Source organism: Flavobacterium chungangense LMG 26729, from assembly GCF_000735715.2.
Lineage (GTDB): Bacteria > Bacteroidota > Bacteroidia > Flavobacteriales > Flavobacteriaceae > Flavobacterium > Flavobacterium chungangense.
In genome coordinates, this window is the sequence record NZ_JASY01000001.1 from 580,618 (window position 1) to 601,878 (window position 21,261).

Genomic DNA, 21,261 nt, shown 5'->3' on the forward strand with positions numbered 1-21,261 from the left:
ATATTTTAATAAATAAAAGATATATGAATAATTATTTAAAAAAGGCTATTTTAGTAGGATTTGCTTATTTTACAGCTATTACAGGTTTACAATCCCAATCAAAAAAGCTTAAAAAAGATTCCCCTAAAAAAGTGCGGGAATTTTTTGTGGCTTCATTAATCAAAATAGGCGATCCTGTATTGGATGCATTGAGCAAAAATCAGTTAAAAAAATTGATGCCCGTAGAAAAATCTCCCGGTGCCTGGGACAAAAGGACTCATGTAACGTATTTAGAAGCTTTTGGAAGAACGCTTTCGGGAATGGCTCCATGGCTGGAATTAGGTTCTGACGAAACTCCGGAAGGAAAACTGAGAGCGAAATATATTGACTTAGCACGAAAATCCATTCATAATGCAACTGATCCGAACAGTTTAGATTTTATGAATTTTGTAAATGACAGACAACCTTTGGTAGATGCAGCATTTTTTGCGCAAGCCTTGCTTCGTTCGCCAAAACAGCTTTGGGAGCCGTTGGATGCCGTTACAAAAGAGAATGTAATTAGAGCTTTAAAATCAACCAGAACAATTGAACCCTATCATAGCAATTGGCTTCTTTTTGCAGGAATGATAGAAGCTGCTATAATTAAATTTGATAAAGATCCGGATACTAACCGATTGAATTATGCTTTATCTGAACATAAAAAATGGTATCTGGGAGACGGAACCTATGGTGATGGCCCTGATTTTCATTGGGATTATTACAACAGTTTTGTAATTCATCCGATGCAATTGGATATTTTAACAGTATTGAAAGAAACAAATAACGATTACAAAGCCGATTATGATATCGAGTTAAAGAGAGCCAGACGTTATGCTGCTATTCAGGAAAGATTAATTTCGCCTGATGGGACTTATCCGCCTATTGGAAGATCATTGGCGTATCGTTTTGGAGCTTTTCAATTATTATCTCAAATTGCACTCTGGAAAGAACTGCCAAAAGAGGTTGCACCTGCTCAGGTTAGGTCGGCTTTATATGCTATGATTCACAATCAAATACAGGTAAAAGGTACTTTTGATAAAAATGGCTGGCTTCAGGTAGGCTTATACGGCCATCAGAACAATATTGGAGAAGGTTATATCTCAACAGGAAGTTTATATTTATGTTCAGAAGCCTTTTTAGTTTTGGGTTTACCGGAAACAGATCCGTTTTGGAGTGATGCTTATGAACCGTGGACACAAAAGAAAATATGGTCTGGTCAGCAAATTCCAATTGACCATGCGGAAAAATAATAGAAATAACAAAATAGGGTTAATTAAAAATGGATGTCGGGCTGAGCGGAGTCGAAGCCCTTTCGATCTAAAAGCCTTCGACTCCGCTCAGGATAACACTAGTTTCTAAAATATTTAGTTTTAAATTAGTTAAACCAAATAAGTCAAAATACTAATCTAATCTCATAACCAAATGAATTTTAAAAAATCATTTTTTCTACTAATAAGTGCTGCTTCTTTAACAGCTTTTAGTTGCAAAAGTACAGCCCAAAAGAAATCTACAATAAAACAATCAAAGACAGAAGTTATTTCGATTATTGATAAAGTAAACAATCACTGGCAGGAAACACATCCTGAACCGGGGAATTCTTTTTGGCATGTATCAGCCTATCATACAGGAAACATAGAAGCTTACAAAGTGACTAAAAACAAAAAATATCTGGATTATTCTTTGGCCTGGGCTGAGAAAAATGAATGGATGGGGGCTAAATCAAATGACAAGTCGGAGTGGAAATACAATTATGGAGAAACAGACAAACATGTTTTGTTTGGAGACTGGCAGATTTGTTTTCAGACCTATATTGATTTATACAATTTTACAGGAAAAAACGATCCCAGTAAAATCGCCCGTGCCCGCGAAGTTATGGAGTATGAAATGAGTACCAAAGAAAATGATTATTGGTGGTGGGTTGACGGATTGTATATGGTAATGCCTGTAATGACAAAGCTGTACAACGTTACCGGAAACGAAATGTATCTGGAAAAACTGCATTCTTATTTACAATATTCGGATAGTATTATGTATGATAATGAAGCAAAATTATATTACCGGGATGCAAAATATATTTATCCAAAACACAAAAGTACGAACGGTAAAAAAGACTTTTGGGCAAGGGGAGACGGCTGGATTTTTGCCGGTTATGCCAAAATTATACAGGATTTGCCAAAAAAAGCGAAACATAGAAATGAATACATTAAACGTTTTAAAGATATGGCTCAGGCTTTAGCGACAGCTCAGCAAAAAGAGGGCTACTGGACGAGAAGTATTCTGGATCCTGAACATGCACCGGGGCCTGAAACAAGCGGTACAGCCTTTTTTACCTACGGCTTTCTGTGGGGAATCAATAATGGAATTTTAGACAAGAAAACCTATCTGCCTGTTGTAGAAAAATCCTGGAATTATTTAACAACATTTGCACTTCAGGAAGATGGTACCGTTGGATACATACAGCCAATTGGCGAAAAAGCCATTCCCGGGCAGGTAGTTGATAAAAATTCTACCGCTGATTTTGGAGTTGGCGCTTTTTTACTGGCAGCTTCTGAGATGTCACGTTTTGTAAAATAATTATCTAAAATATTTATAATGAAAGGCTGTCTTTGCGGACAGCCTTTTGCATTTTTATACATTTATTTTGAAGTTTTTTCATGTTAAGACTTTTCAATGCTAAATTAAAAATTTTGTTTTAGACTACTTTATAATTATGTATTACATATTTTAAAAGCTATTTTTTTATTAGAGCCCTAAAAAAATCCAATTTAAATGATAATATGCTGATTTGCCCCTTTTATAATGTTGTAATTACCCCCTTTTGATGTAAAGTGTTAGGTTAGATTTGCAGAGTAAGTTATAGCTGAAGATTAAAATATAGTATTGAATACCGCTATAATTACAAACTTACTTAACGAATCAATTAACCAAACTACAACCAAAGATGACAAATTTTATTAGGAAGATTAAGGCTCCTGATTACGTATCCGGATTTGATTTTAAAAAGAAACTCACACTGTTTTGTGTGTTAGTTTCTTTGACTCAGGTGCACGCATCCACCACCAATTCAGCAAGTATTGCTAAATTAGAAAAACTACAGCAGCAAAGTACCATAAATGGACAGGTTAAAGACCAAAACGGTTTACCGTTGCCAGGAACCACTATTTTGATAAAGGGAACAAAAATAAGTACTATAACAGATTTTGATGGAAAATTTAGTTTAGCAGGAGATCAAAATTCAGTATTGATAGTTTCCTTTGTTGGTTATGTAACTCAGGAAATTACAGTAAAAGATAAATCTAATGTTATTATACAATTAAAAGAGAATGCTGCTTCTTTAGAGGAAGTAGTGGTGGTGGGATATGGTAAAATGAAGAAAAAGGATTTAACCGGAGCAATTGTTCAGGTGAAACCCGAAGCTTTAGCAAATCAAAATCCACAAACCGTTCAGGATTTATTGCGAGGTGTTCCTGGTCTGAAGGTCGGATATTCAGCTGATGCAAAAGGAGGAGGATCTTTACAGGTTCGCGGGCAGACTTCTGTTTACAATCCTGATGGTGCAGGACATAACTCTCCACTGATTATTTTAGACGGAATGCAGTTTTATGGCGAGCTTTCAGAAATTAATCCTGATGATGTCGGTCAGATCGATATCTTAAAAGATGCATCCGCAACAGCTATTTTTGGCTCTAAAGCGGCAGCAGGGGTTATTGTTATTACAACCAAAAAAGGAAAAACAGGCAAGCCTGTCATAAATGTTACTACCAACACAACTATTGTCAATGAAAGTGCCTATCGTGATGTGTACTCTCCGCAAGGGTATATAAAATACCGTCAGGATTGGGAGACTGCTAAAACGTATGGTCAAAATACAGCTACAGGAAATTACGAAGCATGGATGACAGGAACAGCTGCTGGTAAACCGGGGTATTATACAAGTCCTGACCAATTAGATCAGTATGGTATAACTCAGGCGCAATGGTTAGGGTATCAACCGGCGGGACAAACTCAGGGAAAAAGCCTGAATGAAGTATGGGGACTGCGTTTGGGGATCACTGACCCTATGCTTTTGAAAAATTTTACAGAGAGAAAAACACACAATTGGTATGACAGTACATTTAGAACAGGAATCAATCATGACCATAATTTAAGTGTTTCCGGAGCAAATGATAAAGTAAATTATTATATGTCTTTGGGCTATTTAACATCAGAAGGAGCTATTCAGGGTAACGATTATGAGGCAGTTCGTGCCAATATGAAAGTGGATGCTAAAATTACAAGCTGGCTGGAATTTGGGGCAAATATTAATTTTCAGGACCGTACAGATGGCGACATAGCCGTAGGTACAGGTACTAATTACTGGGATGCAAATATGTTGAGAAACAGCCCTTTTTCTGTGTTTAAGGAAGCAAACGGCGAATATGCCAGACAGCCAATGGGGCAGACTATCGGAGGATATAATTATTACTACGACCGCCAATTTATAGAACTTGAGAAAGGATATACGGTATTGAATACCATTTTCAATACCAAGGTAAATTTGCCTTTTGGAATTACATATTCTTTTAATGTTGCTCCACGATATCAATTTTTTTACAATCGTTATTTCCAGTCAGCAGGTCACAAAGGCTGGAATGCTGCTACGATAGGAGTAGACAGAGAAAACGGTAAAAATTTTACATGGAACCTGAATAATACAATAACATGGGATTATACATTTGCCAAAAAACACCATATTATAGCCACTTTTGTTCAGGAAGCTGAGGAACTTAAAACATGGTCAGATCGTATTGATGCAAATAATATTCTGCCATCAGATGCATTAGGGTTTCATAATATTGCTAATGCAACACTTGCTAACAGTTCGTTTTCATCAAACGACACGCATCAAACAGCCGATGCATTAATGGCGAGACTTTTCTATTCGTTTAATGATCGTTATATGGTAACAGGAACGATACGCCGTGATGGATATTCCGCATTTGGATCTACAGATCCGTATGGAGTTTTTCCTTCTGTAGCAGCAGGATGGAGCTTTAATAAAGAAAACTGGTTCAATTGGGATAAGATGAGTACAGGTAAATTGCGCTTGTCATGGGGTAAAAACGGAAACAGAACACTATCTGACCCCTATCTGGCTTTGGCAAACTTAGCCTCAGGTACTGGCGCAACAATGGGCTATATCGATGCATCAGGGAATATTGTTGATGTGAAATACTTAGGAATTGATCGTATGGCAAATCCAAATTTACAGTGGGAAAAAACAGAAGCAACCAATATTGGTCTTGACCTTGGTTTCTTAAATGACCGAATTACAAGTACCATAGATGTTTACAGAATGATTACCCATGATATGATCATGAATCAACGTTTGTCTCCTTTTACCGGATTTGGATCAATTGCCACTAATCTTGGAGAGGTTGAAAACAAAGGTATTGAGATAAGCCTTAATACAATAAATATAAAAAATCCAAACTTTGAATGGACTACCAGCATTGCTTTTTCATATAACAAGAATACCATCAATGCATTATATGGCAATATGGAAGATGTTAAGGATTCAAATGGCAATGTTATTGGCACTAAAGAATCAGATGATAAGACCAATAAGTGGTTTATCGGGAGACCTATTTCTCAAATCTGGGATTATAAAGTAATCGGGATCTGGCAAAAAGAAGAGTTTGAAGAAGCTGCTAAGTATGGACAGCGCCCCGGTGATCCAAAAGTCGAAAACAGTTACACTGCCGATGATGTCAATGGAAAACCAATTTATAATGAAAAAGATAAACAGTTTTTAGGCCAGGAAGCACCACCAATCAACTGGTCGTTACGTAATGAATTCAGGATTTATAAAAACTGGAATCTGGCCATTAACATGTATTCGTACATGGGGCACAAATCGCTTGATGGACGTTATATGAATACCTATAACGACGGTAGTTTGTATACAAACAATTATAATCCGTTTGTAAATCCGTATTGGACAATTGATAATCCAACTAATGATTGGGCACGCCTTGATGCCAGAGGACCGGCAGGAGCCGGAACAGCAAAATTATACGACCGTAGTTTTATTCGTTTAGATAATATTTCAATTGCTTATACACTTCCTAAAGATCTTTTAGACCGTCTGCATGTGAACAATTTCAAAATTTTTGCTTCGTGTCAAAACGTGGCTACATGGGCCGCTTCAGGCGAATGGAAATATTACGGAGACCCGGAAACAGGCGGACTGGCTACACGAATGTTTAATTTAGGTTTTAACGTTTCACTTTAAAAATTACTCAACAATGAAAAAATATATAAAAAATAAAATCTCAGCACTTGTACCTTTAGTAGCGGTGACTGCTCTTTTGGTTTCTTGTTCAAAGGATTTTTTGGAGCCGGACCCACTTTCCTTTTACGAGCCTGAAACTACATTTACTACAGAATCCGGTTTGCAGGCAGTTTTGGCAAGTGCTGATAAACAACTCCGTAATAATTACATCCACTTTAGAAGTGCCGGTAATAGTGTTCCTATTGGCACAGAATATGTTTTCTCTGATATGGCAAAATATGGAAAAACAGATAATACCAGTACAATTTCTGATTTTGCCAATACTATCGTTCCTACCGGAAGTTTTAAAACAGATCCAAATGATGATTTTTACCTTGGATTTTACTGGGGGGAAGCTTATAATGGTATTAAACATGCCAATACTATATTGACCTATATTGATAAAGTAACGAGTTTAACTCAGGAAGTTAAGAATAAGTATATCGGTCAGGCCTATTTTCATAGAGCATACCGTTATTTAAATCTGGTATATCAATTTGGAGATGTACCCTTAATTACAAAAATTTTAGAAATTCCTAAGCAAACTTATTATTCGACTAAGAAAGAAGCTATCATTGAAATGATTACAGCTGATATGGAAAAAGCTGTTGAATGGGTTCCGGAACAGTCAAAACTGCCTTATTTAGGTGTGGTGAATAAAGGGGCGTGTCGTCAGTTATTGATTAAATGTTATCTGGCATCAGGTAAATTTGCCGAAGCTGAAGCACAAGCCAATATTCTGATCAATCAATCCGGGTATTCTTTAATGCAAAGCAATTTCGGAACTTTTGATCCAGGAGGAAATCCACAAACATGGACGATTACAAGAAATGTTATCTGGGATTTGCACAGACCTGAAAATAAAATCATTGCAGCGAATAAAGAAGCTATTATGATAATGCCGAATGGTGGTGTACAGTCATTTTTACCATTTGCATCCATGAGAATTTTTGGACCCAACTGGAATTCAGGTACACTAACCACACCTGATGGAAAACAGGCAGCAGCTCGTTTTGCCTCAAATAATGCAAACTATCAGGTCAAATACGATTATGCAAGAGCATTGGGCCGTGGTATTGCAACGATTAGTGCTTCCTATTATTCACAGCATCCTATGTGGGTGGTAAACGGTATTGAGGACAAGCAGGATCTTAGACATAATAATACTGTTGGTAACTGGGTCAATATGGAAGATCTTAAATACAGTGATAAAACATCTGCATACTACCAGCAAAATTTTAGAATGAAAGAAGCAAACGTTCTCTTATCCAGAGATACCCTTCGTGAATGGTTCGATTTTCCGTTATATAAAATCTACCTGCATGATGTTGTAAATGAAACCAATGCAAATGCAACTGATTTTCAGGGAGCAAGTACCGGAAGTAAGGCCCATTGGTACCTGTATCGTTTAGCTGAAACGTATCTGCTAAGAGCAGAAGCACGTTTTTATCAGGGTAATGTGGGCGGAGCAGCACAGGATGTAAATGCTGTCAGAGCCAGAGCGGGAGCTTCTCAAATGTACACACAGGTAACTATTGGTGATATTTGTGCAGAAAGAGGAAGAGAACTTTATCTGGAAGAATGGAGAAATGTAGAATTAAAACGTATTTCGCATTGTTTAGCCATAAGCGGAAGACCCGATGAATGGGGGCAAACGTACAGTTTAAGCAATTGGGACAAGCAGTCAGGAACAGACAATGCCGGAGGCAGTTACTGGTATCAGCGTATCGTACACTACACACTATATAACAAATATCCAAGCGGAATTGTTGTGCCAAATGGTACTAAATTCTATACTATGGACAAACGTAATAATTACTGGCCTATACCAAACGGTGATATAACAGCTAATATTAAAGGTAAATTAAGTCAGAACTACGGTTATGATGGTTACGACCCTAACATTAAGGTTTGGGATAAATGGCAGGATGCTGTTGCGGATGAAAGTGTATTATAGTTCTAAAATGCCAATTTAAATGTACTAATACCACAAAGTTAATTGCTTAAAATTACCCAAAAGTTTAAGCTTATCAACAAATCGTACATTGATTAAAAAGATTTAATTTTTTGCCCCCCAATTAATAGTTTTTAAGAAGTATTGACCACAAAGGCATTGTTCGTAAAAGAATAATGCCGGTGGTCTTTATGAAACTGGATTTACTTGTTTTTGTATAGTCCAGCAGTAATTCACATGAATCCATACATTTTTACCGGTTATTAACTGCAGGAGTCTCTTGGTTTCTGCATCAAATTAATTTGTCACTAACTAAAAAAGTAAACAAAAATTTTAAAACAATTTTTAAATAAGACTTCATATGAAAAAATTATACACCTTTTTATTTTTCGGTCTGTCGGTATTTTTATTCCGAATACAGGCACAGGCACCTAATCTTCCGGTTAAAGTAAATTTGGCTACGACATTAAACGGTTCCAAAACATTTAGTAATAGTGCTACTCCGGACATACTGTCTTTCCCGTTATCCAGTCAGACAGAATTTACGCTGGAAGTAAAGGCTAAAATAAATTCGGCACAGGGCAGAGGATTGGATGTCGAAGTTAAAAATACTTCAGGACTTGGATTCCGGACTTCTTTGGATAAAACTACTTTTAATCATTCCACAGTTTTATCAGCAATAGAAAATTTAAGTACTTCTATTGATAATGCTCAGGAACAGACTTACAGGTATGTGGTAAAAAATAGTCTTGTAAATATTTATCAGGATGGTCATTATTTAATCTCAAAACCATTGGATTTTGTAACTGATATTTCATCAGGACCAATTGTTTACGGATCAGATAACCTGCTTGGCAGATGGGCAGGTGTTGCAGGGAACAATTCGGGTAAACCAAATGATTACGGTTGGGCCAATACTTCGGCAAGTTTACCATGGAACACCGCTAATTCTACCAGTGGTGTAAGATATCTGGATGTAACTTCCGGGCATACATTCGAATCAGATAATACAGCTTACAACGGAAGAATAATGTACATTCGCTGGGATAATAGCGCTTATTCTGCTTCAACCTACAGTTATCCGGTAAAATTAGAGAAAGACCTGAAATATGAATTTTCATGGATTTATGAATATATATCAAATTCTGCTCCCGGAACTCCTATAAATGTAGCCATATCAGCAGCTGCAAACGGAACCGGAGTTATTGCTTCTAAAACATTTACAACCGGAAATGCCAATAAATTAAGAAGAGGAGACTTGTCTTTTATTTCAAATGCTGATGGTGTTTATTACGTAACTATTACAGCAGGATCCGGACTTATGGCAATTGGGGATTTAAAACTGAAATCTTCAAATTTAATCAATACCTGGGATGGTTTTGTTAATGATAATTCAGGTTCACCCGCAGCTTATAACTGGACCAACTCATTATCTTCAGCCATTTTCAATACAGCAAATGCGGCCAGCGGAACACGATATATGGATGTAACATCAGGGCATGCTTTAGAATCGGATGATTCAAATTATGCAGGAAGATTGCTTTATATTAGATGGGACGGTACGGCTGAAAACTCGGTTTATTCATTTCCGGTACAATTGGAAGCTTCCAGGGATTATCAATTTTCATGGCTGTATGAGTACATTTCAAATTTAGCTCCCGGTTCTCAAATGAGTGTATCTGTTTCTACATCAGCGAATGGCGGCGGGACGGTTATTTCATCGAAAAGCTTTACAACAGGTGCTGTCAATAAATTGAGAAAAGGAGATTTGTCTTTTCAGTCTCAGAGTGCAGGAATCTATTATATCAATATTACAGGCGATAAAGCCCTTTTTGGAATTGGCGATTTAAAAATTCAGACCCAACAGCTTGCAAGTATCATTATTGGTAAAAATTATGCAGTTGGTGCAGTTAATATGGAAGTGAGTTCCGTAACTTTTGAAAATACAGCCTATGCACCCGAAAAAGTTATCAGTCCTTCATTGCAAACTGCTGATATTTCCAGTAGTGTGAATGTTGGTGCTTATGCAAAATCAAAAGTGGTTTTGAATTCTTCGGCTTCTTTGTATTTAAAAAATGCCTACAATCCGTTAATCAATTCAACGATAAACTTAAATTCTGTAAATGCACAGGTGTATTTTGAAAATGTTAAACCATCAGTTGTTATCAGTTCTTATCTGCAATATATATCCGTAAATGGAACTTTGGCCGGTAACGGAACTAATGTTATAGTTTCTAACTATGCAGGAGGTGCTGTTGTAGCTCCTTATACTTCAGATTTAAAACCGTTAGAAGTTTTTACAGCAGAAAATTTCGCAGGCACTTCTCAGCAATATGAAACCGTTACGCCACACGATAATTTAAGTTCATTTGATAACGCGATTAAGTCATTCAAATTGAAAAAAGGCTATATGGCAACTTTTGCTTCAAATGCAGACGGAAGCGGTTACAGCAGGGTTTTTATAGCAGAAAATCAGGATTTGGAAATTCCGGTTCTCCCTGTTAATTTAAACGGAACGATTTCGTTTATCAGAACAATGAAATGGCATGAAGTCAATAAAAAAGGGCTCGCTGGCGGAAGTACAGAGGCGATGGATGCCACCAATATTACCTGGTACTACAACTGGAATACCGGAATGAATTCTACACCCAATATTGAGTATGTACCCATAAGACAGACTAATTTCTGGCCTTCCTTTACTCCAGCTTATACAAAAGAAGGTTATACGCATCTTTTAGGATTTAATGAACCCGATCGTCCTGATCAGTCAAATATGACAGTTGAAGCCGCTATAGCTTCCTGGCCGGCATTAATGAAATCCGGATTGCGATTAGGTTCTCCGGCTACATCTGATCCTTTTAATCCTTGGATGGGGACTTTTATGACGCAGGCTGAAGCTAATAATTACCGAATTGATTATGTTGCAATTCACTGTTACTGGTATAAAACTGCAGCACAATGGAAAAGTGATCTTCAAAATGTCTATGACAGATACAAAAGACCGCTTTGGATTACAGAATGGAATATAGGGGCAAACTGGACAGGTAATAATTTTCCTGACGGCCCAACGCTATTGACAGATGCAAATGCAATCAAGCATAAAAATGATCTGGCCGCAATATTAACCGTATTAGAGACCACTGATTATGTTGAGCGCTATTCGATCTATAACTGGGTACAGGATGCAAGAGCGATGTATGTTACTATAGACGATGCCTTTAAAACAAGAAATCCAAACTGGCAAAATTATGTATGGCTTCAAACTGCACCGGTTATTTCAAGTACAGCTACAAGTTATGTGGTCTTAACTCCTGCTGGAGAATATTATGCGAATAATACTTCTGCCAAAGCGTACAGTTCGAACAGAGAGTACATCTCAACATGGAAAACAAAAGTTGAAACACTGAGTTACCAACTGTCATCCGACTACCAAAATATTACCATAAACTGGACAGGGACTAATAACGATTTAGTAAATAAATATATTCTGGAAAGAAAATTAACAGGCGAAAATGATTTTTCGGTTTTCTATGAATCAACAGATTACAAAGTTACCAAGAAAACTGATTTAGTGCATTCACGAGCAGAATACCGAATCAAAGTAGTGGGTAAAGACAATACAGAATCAGCATATTCGGCTATTATGGTATTTGAACAGGCTCCAATTGCTGCAACACCTTCAAATATTGAAGGAAAGGCATTGTCTAAATCCATAATCAATCTAAAATGGACAGCTGTTGCAGGAGCAGAATCCTATACAATTAAAAGATCCGAAACGCTGAATGGTACGTATGAAAATGTCGCGGTTTATCTAAAAGAAACCACTCTGGACGATATTAATTTACAAGAAAACAAAGATTATTTCTATAAACTGGCATCTGTAAATACAGGTGGTGAAAGTCAGTATTCTACACCTTTGAATGTAAAAACAATGGCATTTGCAATTCCGCCAGCCGTTACAAATGCAAGTTTAGCATACGGTGATGCAAAAGTAAATCTGACATGGGATTTTATGTACGATGTTAGTTTTTATGTAAAAAGATCCACTTCATCATCAGGCCCTTTTACAACTATAGCAACCGTTGCAACGAATTCATATAGCGACGTATCTGTTTCAAACGGAACAACGTACTATTATAAAATTGCAGCCTTTAATACTTTAGGCGAAGGCCCTGAATCAAATCTTCTAACCGCAACACCTGCACAGGGACAAAAGATTACGGGGAGTATAATTGGACATACCGGATCGTATCAAAGTAATGGTGCTACAATTGAAAAGGCTTTTGATGAAAACCTGACGACTTATGTTGATGGTCCTACTGCAACAGGTTATGTAGGATATGATTTTGGAACAAATGGAAAAGCAAGTCTGACGGACATCAGATATGTTCCTCGAAATGGTTTTGGCAATCGTATAACCGGAAGTGAAATTCGCGGTTCGAACAGCGAAGATTATCTCAATTCTTATGAAGTTTTGCATATAATAACAAGCACACCGGCAAATGATGTTTTTACACAGGATTCTGGTTTGGCAACTCCAAAATACAGATATATCTATTGGTACACACCAGCCGGTTACGGAAATATAGCTGAACTTGAATTTTACGGAAGCGTTGATACGACATTATCAACCAATAAACCGGCTGGGCTTTCAGGAAATTTAACCGTTTTTCCAAATCCTACCTCAGGACAGTTCGATATTACTTTCCCGATAGCTGATGGTATCCAAAAAATTACAATTTATACCGTAGACGGAAAATTAATTTCTGAATCGGATTATGCAGTTCAAAACGGTAAAGTTCAACTAAATCTGGAAAACAATAGCTCAGGACTATACTTTGTAAAGCTTCATTCTTATCCGGATAAAGCAATCAGGGTTGTCAAAAAATAATGATTAATTAAATCAAAAAATAAAGTTAGTTTGGTTTTATAATGTGTTTTTGTAATGATGGGGGATTTTGAGCGATCCCCCATTTTTATTGTTTAAGAGATGATATAGTAAGCTTAACTTAAATAGAATAAAAGACTTTAATAGAGTTATTGCTTTTTAAGACAATGTAACTCACTACCCTTTAGTGAATTGATTTTAAAATATATAGAAATGAAATTTAGCAGTTGTTTTTTACTAATAATAGGAAGCCTATTGTCATTAAGTTATGTTTTTGCTACAAATAAAGACAAAGAATCAAATAATGAAAGATATCAATTGGTTTGGAGTGATGAATTTACTGCTGATGGGATTCCGGATGAAAAGAACTGGAATTATGAAACAGGCTTTGTAAGAAATCAGGAAGCCCAGTGGTATCAAAAAGAAAATGCTTTCTGCAAAAACGGTTTCCTGATTATTGAAGCCCTAAAAGAAAACAGATCAAACCCGGATTTTGTTTCAAAAAACCATTCTGACTGGACAAAAAACAGAGATTCTGTAAAAGTAACTTCTTCCTGTTTAATTACCCGTGGAAAGCATTCCTGGCAATATGGCCGATTCGAAATGCGGGCTAAAATTCCGGTTACAAAAGGCATGTGGCCGGCATTTTGGACCTTAGGTATAGAAGGAAACTGGCCTGAAAATGGCGAAATTGACATTATGGAATATTATACAGGAAAAATATTAGCCAATGCATGCTGGAAATCAGATGAATCCAAAACAGTCTGGGACAGTTCGACAAAAATACTAACTGATTTTAATAAAGATTGGGAAGATCAGTTTCACATCTGGAGAATGGATTGGAATGCCAAATGGATCAGATTATATGTTGATGATCAGTTACTAAACGAGATTAGCGTCGATGAAACGATGAAATATAAAAATCAAAAGATTAAGCCTTTTCAGCAGCCTCATTATATATTGGTAAATCTGGCAGTAGGAGGGATGAACGGCGGGGAATTTACAAGCGATAATTTACCATCACAATACATAATAGATTATATCAGGGTTTATCAAAAAAAGCATTAAAATGAAATTAAAATATTCGCTACTTATTAAGTTTTATATCTTCATTTTCAGCCAAAGTAATCGATTTACGAAAACAATGAAAAGATAATGACTAAGTACATATTAATGCTTATGGAACGACAAAAAATCAGGTATTCCAATAGCATTTCATTTAACACCAGGAAAAATAGCTTATACAAAAGGATTAAGAAGAATGATTGATAAATTACCTGCTATTTTTTACTGATTTACCCCTCAAAATATGTCGCTATGACCCCTCTATTTTTTGATACCAAATCCTACATTTGAAATCTTGCTTGTTTAAATTAATAAGATTTTATCCTTTTAATTTAAATGAAATAGATTCTTTTAATCTTAAACAAAGCCTTTTGTCTAGTAATATAGAATTCAAATTACGAGTGTCTTTTCAAGACAATGTATTTTATTAAAAATCAAAAAAATGAGTAAAGTAAACAAATTATTGTAGTAAAAATAGAAGTCTAAAACAGATGTTTTTAGCATAAAATACCCTTTTGCGCAATTGGCAGACACAAACCTTGAGTGTCTTTTTATCTTTTCAAGGCAATAAAATTTAATAAAAATGAAAAAATTAAATCTTAAAAAAAAAGTAATTTCTGAGTTAACAGATGAACAAAAATTATCAATTAAGGGAGGTGGAACTACATCTTACTCGGAATGCACTGGTTTTCTTTGTTGTAATTATCATGGCTGTGCTATAGCTTCCGAGGGTCCCCAGAGAAGTTGTAATACAGATCCTGACAAAGAAAGTTGCGAACCGTTTATGGGATATACCCAATAAATTACTTTGAATATTATACACAATAAAAATGGTAGAAAAAATCTACCATTTTATTGTGTTAAAAAAATTGAAAAAAATTGAAAAAAATTGATACATATACAGAAAAGTTAATTACAAAAGAAATTTCTATTATTTTAAAATTTCTTCTAGATTGGGATGGTATAAAAGAGTATAGAAACTCGAATCATATTGGTCTTCTTTCTGGCTTACCGGGGATAATTCTGGCTTTATTTGAATATTCTAAAATTAGTCCAATTGTTAATGACAAAGAAGTATTAAATGAATACATCCAGAAAACGATTAAAATTCTTGAAAACACAGAAAAATTAACTCCAACTTATTGCGATGGTTTAGCTGGTTATGGTATTTTTCTTTTAAAATTAAAATCTAATAAATTTATTGACACGTTCAATGAAGAATTAAACAATCAGATTGATGAGATTTTAGAGGAAATTGATGAAGTACTAGAAGAACACATAGATATATACAATGAAAAAGACAATCTAGATATTTTGCATGGTTTACTTGGTATTGGTCTCTATTTCATCGAAAGAGAAAATAAGATTAGAGTTAATGATATTGTCAAAATTTTAAGCACAACATCAACAACAACAAAAGAAGGTTATGTTTATTGGAAAAAATATGACTCTTATGATGTTTTTGATATTGTCCTTGATATGGGAAATGCACATGGTATAGGGGCAAATATTTTCTTTTTATCAAAGGTTTTATCAAAAAAAAATATTTTAACAGAGGACTTAACAATAATAGTTAATGATTTGATAGATAATTCAATAAAGTTTTATCTTAATAATGCACAAATAATTACAAAAGAAATTTACAGTTATTACCCATTTAAAATACTAGCCGTCGATTTTGAACAGCATACCTTAACCGCAGAAAATTCAAGATTAGGTTGGTGTTATGGCGATTTAGGAGTTTTATACACCTTATTGATGGCTTCTATACTACTACAAAAAAAAATATTTGAAAAAGTAATTTTAGAAAAATTAGTTTTTGTAGCCAGTCGTACCCTTAAAAGAGAAAAACATAGTATTGATGCTGGCTTTTGTCATGGCACTTGCGGTATAGCCATTTTATTTTTAAATATATATAATATTTCAAATAATGAAGTATTTTGGGATGCAGCAAATTATTGGTTAAAAGAAACACTCAATAAAAAAATTGAAATACAATCAAATGAGTATGTTTATTATGGCTTCTCAATTCCCAATTCTACAGAAAAAAATATTTCTATACTTGAAGGACTTACCGGAGTCCTTATCTGTTATCATAAATTTTTATATTCAGAAGCACCGATTTCTGAAGAGTTGTTAATGATCAAATATTAAAAAGAACTTCATGAACAAAAAAAATATTTTCGCAATTACGCTTTGCTTTTGTTTTATTATGCAAATGTTTTCTCAAGAAAAGCAAGTTATTACCAGTATTGAAAAATACAAACAATTTGGTTTGGTATGGGGACTTCTAAAGTACCATCATTCTGAAGTAAGCAAAGGAAATTACAATTGGGACGAAATTTTCGTTGAAAATATTGACAAACTAGATGCAGTAAAGACACAAACAAATCTTGATTCTTTTTTATTAAATTTTGTTGTATCAGTCAAAGAAAGTAAAATAAAGACCGAGACAAATACGAATAATCTATTCACAAAAAATTTTGATTATAACTGGATAGAACAGTATTCGGACAATAAAGAACTTTATGCCAAGTTAAAAAAATTAGAAAACAATACAAGTATAGGTTACTACTACACTTCAAAAAGTGGAATCCCGACTTTCGAAAATGAGAAAGGATTTATAGCATTTGACTCTAAAATTAAAAGCCATAGGCTATTAGAGTTATTCAGTTTTTGGAACGTCATCCAATATTATTATGTAAATAAATATTTGATGGATAAAAACTGGTTTGGTCAGTTAGATCATTTTATTGGTAACTTCGTAAACTGTAATTCTAAATTAGAATATGAGTTAGCAAAGAACAACTTAATTGTATCACTTAATGATTCACATTCTATTTGTTTATCAAAAACAGTATCCGATTCTCTATTTAAATATAGAGCTCCAATCGGAATAAAGAATATTAATGACACTTTAGTTGTTACAAGGATTTTTAATAAAAATTTAGCAAAAAAAGATGATTTGAAATTGGGGGATTTGATTGTTGAAATTAATGACCTAGACATTAAAACACTTCAAAAGCAAAAGATACAATCAAAATTTTCTTATTCAAATGATACTTATTCAAAAGGGTTTTCTGGGTGGTTGCTGCGTAATAAAGAAGATAGTGTTAAAGTTAGAATTAAAAGAAACGATTCTGTTATTACAAAATATATTTATCTCTATAAAACCTTTGAAAATAAAGATTATTCTTCGCTTCCATTATTTTCTTATAAAAAAGAATGGCAACTTATTGATGATAATATTGGCTATATAAATTTAAAAACAATTTCTAAAGAGGATATCAAAAATGCTTTTGAAGCATTTTCTAACACGGATGGGATTATAATAGATTTAAGAAATTATCCAAAAAATATTAGAGGGTCAGATATTACAAAATACACCTATCCAGACAGGAAAGAATTTATTAAAGTTCTATCGCCATTAAAAGATAGACCATCATTAGCGGGCTTTGGTAAGCCTTCGATTAGCCTTATAATAGATCCTTTTAAAAACGGAGGTAAAAATTCAAAATACTATAATAAAAAGATTATTTTATTAGTAGATCAAACCACTCAAAGTATGGCAGAGTTTGTAGGAATGGCTATTCAAGCATCTCCTAATTGTATAACAGTAGGTGAAAACACAGCTGGTTCTGTAATGAATATTGCCATTTTTAAACTACCTGATGGGACAGAATTTCGATTCACTACTATGGGTGCGTTTTATCCCGATGGAACTGGAGTACAAAGAAAAGGATTGAAAATAGATCACTATGTTAACCAAACCACATCAAATTTTACTGAGGATCAATATATTCTTAAAGGAATTGAATTGATAAAATCTACAAAAAACAAAGAAAACTAATTTATGTACAAAATTTTTGACACATACGTATTACGTACCCCCCTTTTAACAATAGATTTTTTTTTAAAACTCACAAAAGAAAATAAAGTTACTGATGAGCAATTAAAACATATTTTTTTAGATTCAACAATCAAAGAAGCCATTTTCCTGGCGTCACCAGTTTTTTACAAAGAGGTTGAAAAATGGTCAACAGGTCAAAATTTAGATGAAAAAGGAGAAATTCGAAACTCATTTTTAAAATATTTGTCTAGAATATGTTCCAGACCCACTCCATTTGGTTTGTTTTCAGGATGTTCCACTGGTCATTTTTTGAACGAAAGTAGAATTGAGAGGGAGAATTCATTAAATAAGAGACATACTAGACTTGATATGGATCTAACGGGACTACTAATAAAGTATTTGAAAGGAATTCCTTCAATCAAGGAACAATTAAATTTCTTTCCCAATAATAGTCTTTTTGAATTGGGCAATTTTTTACGTTTTATCGAATCTAAATATAATGATAACGCTACTTTAGTCCAAAAAATGATTGAAGTTGAATCGTCAGATTATCTTAAAAAAATTATTCAATTTTGTGGTGAAGGTAAAAGTATATCTCAAATTTCCAATCTACTTGTCAGTAATGATATTGAATTTGATGATGCTAGAGAATTTATAATAGAGTTAATTGATAGTCAAATCTTAGTAAGTGAATTAGAACAGACCGTTTCCGGTATGGAAAATTTTGATCATATAGTATCTGTTTTGAAGAGGATCGATAATAAAAGTTCATTAATTGAGAATCTAATATTAATAAAATTAAAATTAGCTGAATTGGATAATGATGATCCAAACAGCGTAGATGCGTATTTAGAAATAATAGAGCTCCTTAAAGAATTTAATATTGCATTTAATGAAAAATATGTTTTTCAAACGGATCTAATTATTGGACATAATCATAATACATTAAATGGAGATCTTGTAAATAACATCTATGAAGGTCTAACTTTAATCAATAAGATTTCATCTACAAAAAACAATAATACAAATTTATCAGACTTTAAAAAAGCTTTTTATGAAAGGTATGAAACCAAAGAGATTTCTTTAGCCTTAGCACTTGATAACGAAATTGGTTTGGGTTATCCAATTAATTCAGGAAAAGGAGATCCAAATCCATTCATTGATGATATAATGTTCAATAATTCTGACAGCAAAGAAACAAGTGCTAAATTGTCACAAATTGATGTCCTTTTATTTAATAAAATAATTGAAGCAGAAAAAAGTGATAGTAAAGTTATTGAAATTCGAGAAGATGAAATAAAAATATTAGAATCTAATTGGCTAAACTTACCTGATACTTTTTCGACAATTGCACAAATTGCAGTTATAGAAAATCAAACCATGATCCATTTGAGTGCGTTTTCAGGCAGTAGTGCTGGAAATTTATTTGGCAGATTTTGCCATGGAGATTTAAATCTAAATAAATTTGTTGAGGAAATAGTAGCTATGGAGAATAATTTGAATCCTAATACAATTTTGGCTGAAATTGTTCATTTACCTGAAGATCGGATAGGAAATGTTTTAATGCGTCCTTCTTTGCGAAATTATGAAATACCTTTTTTATCTAGATCTACTAAATCTTACGAAGAGCAAATTCCAATTAGTGACCTACTGATTTCTATCAAAAATAATCGTATTTTTTTAAGATCTAAAAAATTAAATAAAGAAATATGTCCAAGACTTACTACAGCGCATAACTATAAGCTAAGTAATCTTTCTATTTACCGTTTTTTATGTGATATGCAGTCAGTCGATAAAAGAAAATCATTAACATTTGAATGGAATGCAATGATTTCAAGTTCTTTAACTTTTTTCCCTAGAGTCATTTACAAAAATATTATCCTATCCACTTCAAAATGGAAAATTACATCTGATAAAATAAAAAGAATATTAGATATTAAAGATGACCTGAAGCTTTTTGAAAAATTTGTCGAGTTTTCTAATAAATATAATATTCCAAAATTAGTTTATCTAGTCGAAGGAGACAATAAACTATTAATTAATATTGATAATCTCTCTAGCATCAAAATGCTGTTGAGCCTAATTAAAAATAAAAGTTTTTTCTTTTTGGAAGAATTTCTTTTTTCAGATGATACAATTTGTACAGATCCTAAAGGAAAAGGTTTTGTTAATGAGTTTGTTTTTTCATTTTACAAAAATTAATACAATTAAAATATCAAATAATGAATGGAAATAGTAAAAGGGATTTTATTTTAGGAGATGAATGGTTCTATTTTAAAATTTATACTGGTGTTAAAACTGCAGATAGTTTATTGGTTGATTATTTTGTACCAATGATTAATATTTGGAAGGAGAATAATTATATAAACAAATGGTTTTTTATTAGATATTATGATCCTGAATTTCATTTACGTATCAGAGTTTATTTGACAGATCAAAAAAACATCCTCCCTATTATACAGGATTTAAGTTCATTATCAAAAACATTAATGGAACAAAACCTGATTTGGAAATTACAAACAGATACGTATAGCAGGGAATTAGAAAGATATGGTACAGATTATATAGAGGATATTGAAAATATTTTTTATCATGATAGTGAAATGATTATAAAAATATTAGATTATACTGAAAACACAGAAGTTAAAAATGTTCAATGGTTAGCAGGTCTTTACAGTTTAGATAGTTTGCTTAATGTATTTAAGATTCCTATAGAAAGAAAGAAATATCTAATGGAAAGATTTGTGTCAGCATTTAGAAAAGAAATGAATTATGACACTAATTTAAAACGCCAGTTAAGTCTGAAATATCGAAAAAACAAAAATGAAATAAATTCTTTTCTATCAAAAAAGACAGACCATAATGAATTGATCTCTTTCGTAACTAAGAGAGACCAAAAAATAGAACAATCAATAGCAAAAATAATCAAGGAAGGATCAAATATTGAAAATATAGACGAACTTATATTTAGTATTTCACATATGAGTTTTAATAGATTATACAGAACTAAAGGTAGAGAAAACGAATTTGTTAGTTATCACTTGCTTTTATATTACTATGAATCTAAAATAGCTCAAATGAAATATAAAGAAGTAGTAATGGAATTATGATTAATTTTTATCAAATAAAAATGCAAACTACTTTTTATAATTAGTCTCACTTTTTTGTTTGAA

The 21,261-nt window shown here is 33.5% G+C and carries 11 protein-coding genes and 1 pseudogene; all 12 read left to right on the plus strand.

The window, feature by feature from the left end; all coding sequences use genetic code 11:
* Positions 1-23 precede the first annotated feature (23 nt).
* Positions 24-1,268, plus strand: a complete 1,245-nt coding sequence (locus JE46_RS02205; RefSeq protein ID WP_035136403.1) for a DUF2264 domain-containing protein — start codon at positions 24-26, stop codon at positions 1,266-1,268.
* Positions 1,269-1,440: 172 nt separating this feature from the next.
* Positions 1,441-2,592: a glycoside hydrolase family 88/105 protein gene (locus JE46_RS02210; protein ID WP_031453627.1), complete on the plus strand. Its 1,152-nt coding sequence runs from the start codon at positions 1,441-1,443 to the stop codon at positions 2,590-2,592.
* A gap of 367 nt (positions 2,593-2,959) precedes the next feature.
* Positions 2,960-6,292: a SusC/RagA family TonB-linked outer membrane protein gene (locus JE46_RS02215; protein ID WP_031453628.1), complete on the plus strand. Its 3,333-nt coding sequence runs from the start codon at positions 2,960-2,962 to the stop codon at positions 6,290-6,292.
* Positions 6,293-6,305: 13 nt separating this feature from the next.
* Positions 6,306-8,288: a RagB/SusD family nutrient uptake outer membrane protein gene (locus tag JE46_RS02220; protein ID WP_031453629.1), complete on the plus strand. Its 1,983-nt coding sequence runs from the start codon at positions 6,306-6,308 to the stop codon at positions 8,286-8,288.
* Between the two features lie 358 nt (positions 8,289-8,646).
* Positions 8,647-13,176, plus strand: a complete 4,530-nt coding sequence (locus tag JE46_RS02225; RefSeq protein WP_031453630.1) for a glycosyl hydrolase — start codon at positions 8,647-8,649, stop codon at positions 13,174-13,176.
* 210 nt (positions 13,177-13,386) lie between these two features.
* Complete coding sequence (locus JE46_RS02230; RefSeq protein WP_031453631.1) at positions 13,387-14,241, plus strand: glycoside hydrolase family 16 protein; 855 nt, start codon at positions 13,387-13,389, stop codon at positions 14,239-14,241.
* 124 nt (positions 14,242-14,365) lie between these two features.
* Positions 14,366-14,455: pseudogene (locus JE46_RS24780) on the plus strand (IS982 family transposase); the annotation flags it as partial.
* A 366-nt stretch (positions 14,456-14,821) separates the two neighbouring features.
* On the plus strand, positions 14,822-15,040 hold the full coding sequence (locus JE46_RS02235) for a class I lanthipeptide (protein ID WP_031453632.1): 219 nt from the start codon (positions 14,822-14,824) through the stop codon (positions 15,038-15,040).
* Positions 15,041-15,117: 77 nt separating this feature from the next.
* Positions 15,118-16,392, plus strand: a complete 1,275-nt coding sequence (locus JE46_RS02240; protein WP_031453633.1) for a lanthionine synthetase LanC family protein — start codon at positions 15,118-15,120, stop codon at positions 16,390-16,392.
* Between the two features lie 10 nt (positions 16,393-16,402).
* Complete coding sequence (locus JE46_RS02245; protein ID WP_083480832.1) at positions 16,403-18,088, plus strand: S41 family peptidase; 1,686 nt, start codon at positions 16,403-16,405, stop codon at positions 18,086-18,088.
* A gap of 3 nt (positions 18,089-18,091) precedes the next feature.
* On the plus strand, positions 18,092-20,290 hold the full coding sequence (locus JE46_RS02250) for a lantibiotic dehydratase family protein (protein WP_031453635.1): 2,199 nt from the start codon (positions 18,092-18,094) through the stop codon (positions 20,288-20,290).
* 20 nt (positions 20,291-20,310) lie between these two features.
* A complete protein-coding gene (locus JE46_RS02255) occupies positions 20,311-21,198 on the plus strand; it encodes a thiopeptide-type bacteriocin biosynthesis protein (protein WP_031453636.1) in 888 nt (295 codons plus the stop codon).
* The last annotated feature ends 63 nt before the right edge of the window (positions 21,199-21,261 follow it).

Coding starts and splice junctions, on each gene's coding strand:
- JE46_RS02205 (WP_035136403.1), top strand. CDS start 24: ATGAATAATTATTTAAAAAAGGCTATTTTAGTAGGATTTGCTTATTTT.
- JE46_RS02210 (WP_031453627.1), top strand. CDS start 1,441: ATGAATTTTAAAAAATCATTTTTTCTACTAATAAGTGCTGCTTCTTTA.
- JE46_RS02215 (WP_031453628.1), top strand. CDS start 2,960: ATGACAAATTTTATTAGGAAGATTAAGGCTCCTGATTACGTATCCGGA.
- JE46_RS02220 (WP_031453629.1), top strand. CDS start 6,306: ATGAAAAAATATATAAAAAATAAAATCTCAGCACTTGTACCTTTAGTA.
- JE46_RS02225 (WP_031453630.1), top strand. CDS start 8,647: ATGAAAAAATTATACACCTTTTTATTTTTCGGTCTGTCGGTATTTTTA.
- JE46_RS02230 (WP_031453631.1), top strand. CDS start 13,387: ATGAAATTTAGCAGTTGTTTTTTACTAATAATAGGAAGCCTATTGTCA.
- JE46_RS02235 (WP_031453632.1), top strand. CDS start 14,822: ATGAAAAAATTAAATCTTAAAAAAAAAGTAATTTCTGAGTTAACAGAT.
- JE46_RS02245 (WP_083480832.1), top strand. CDS start 16,403: ATGAACAAAAAAAATATTTTCGCAATTACGCTTTGCTTTTGTTTTATT.
- JE46_RS02250 (WP_031453635.1), top strand. CDS start 18,092: ATGTACAAAATTTTTGACACATACGTATTACGTACCCCCCTTTTAACA.
- JE46_RS02255 (WP_031453636.1), top strand. CDS start 20,311: ATGAATGGAAATAGTAAAAGGGATTTTATTTTAGGAGATGAATGGTTC.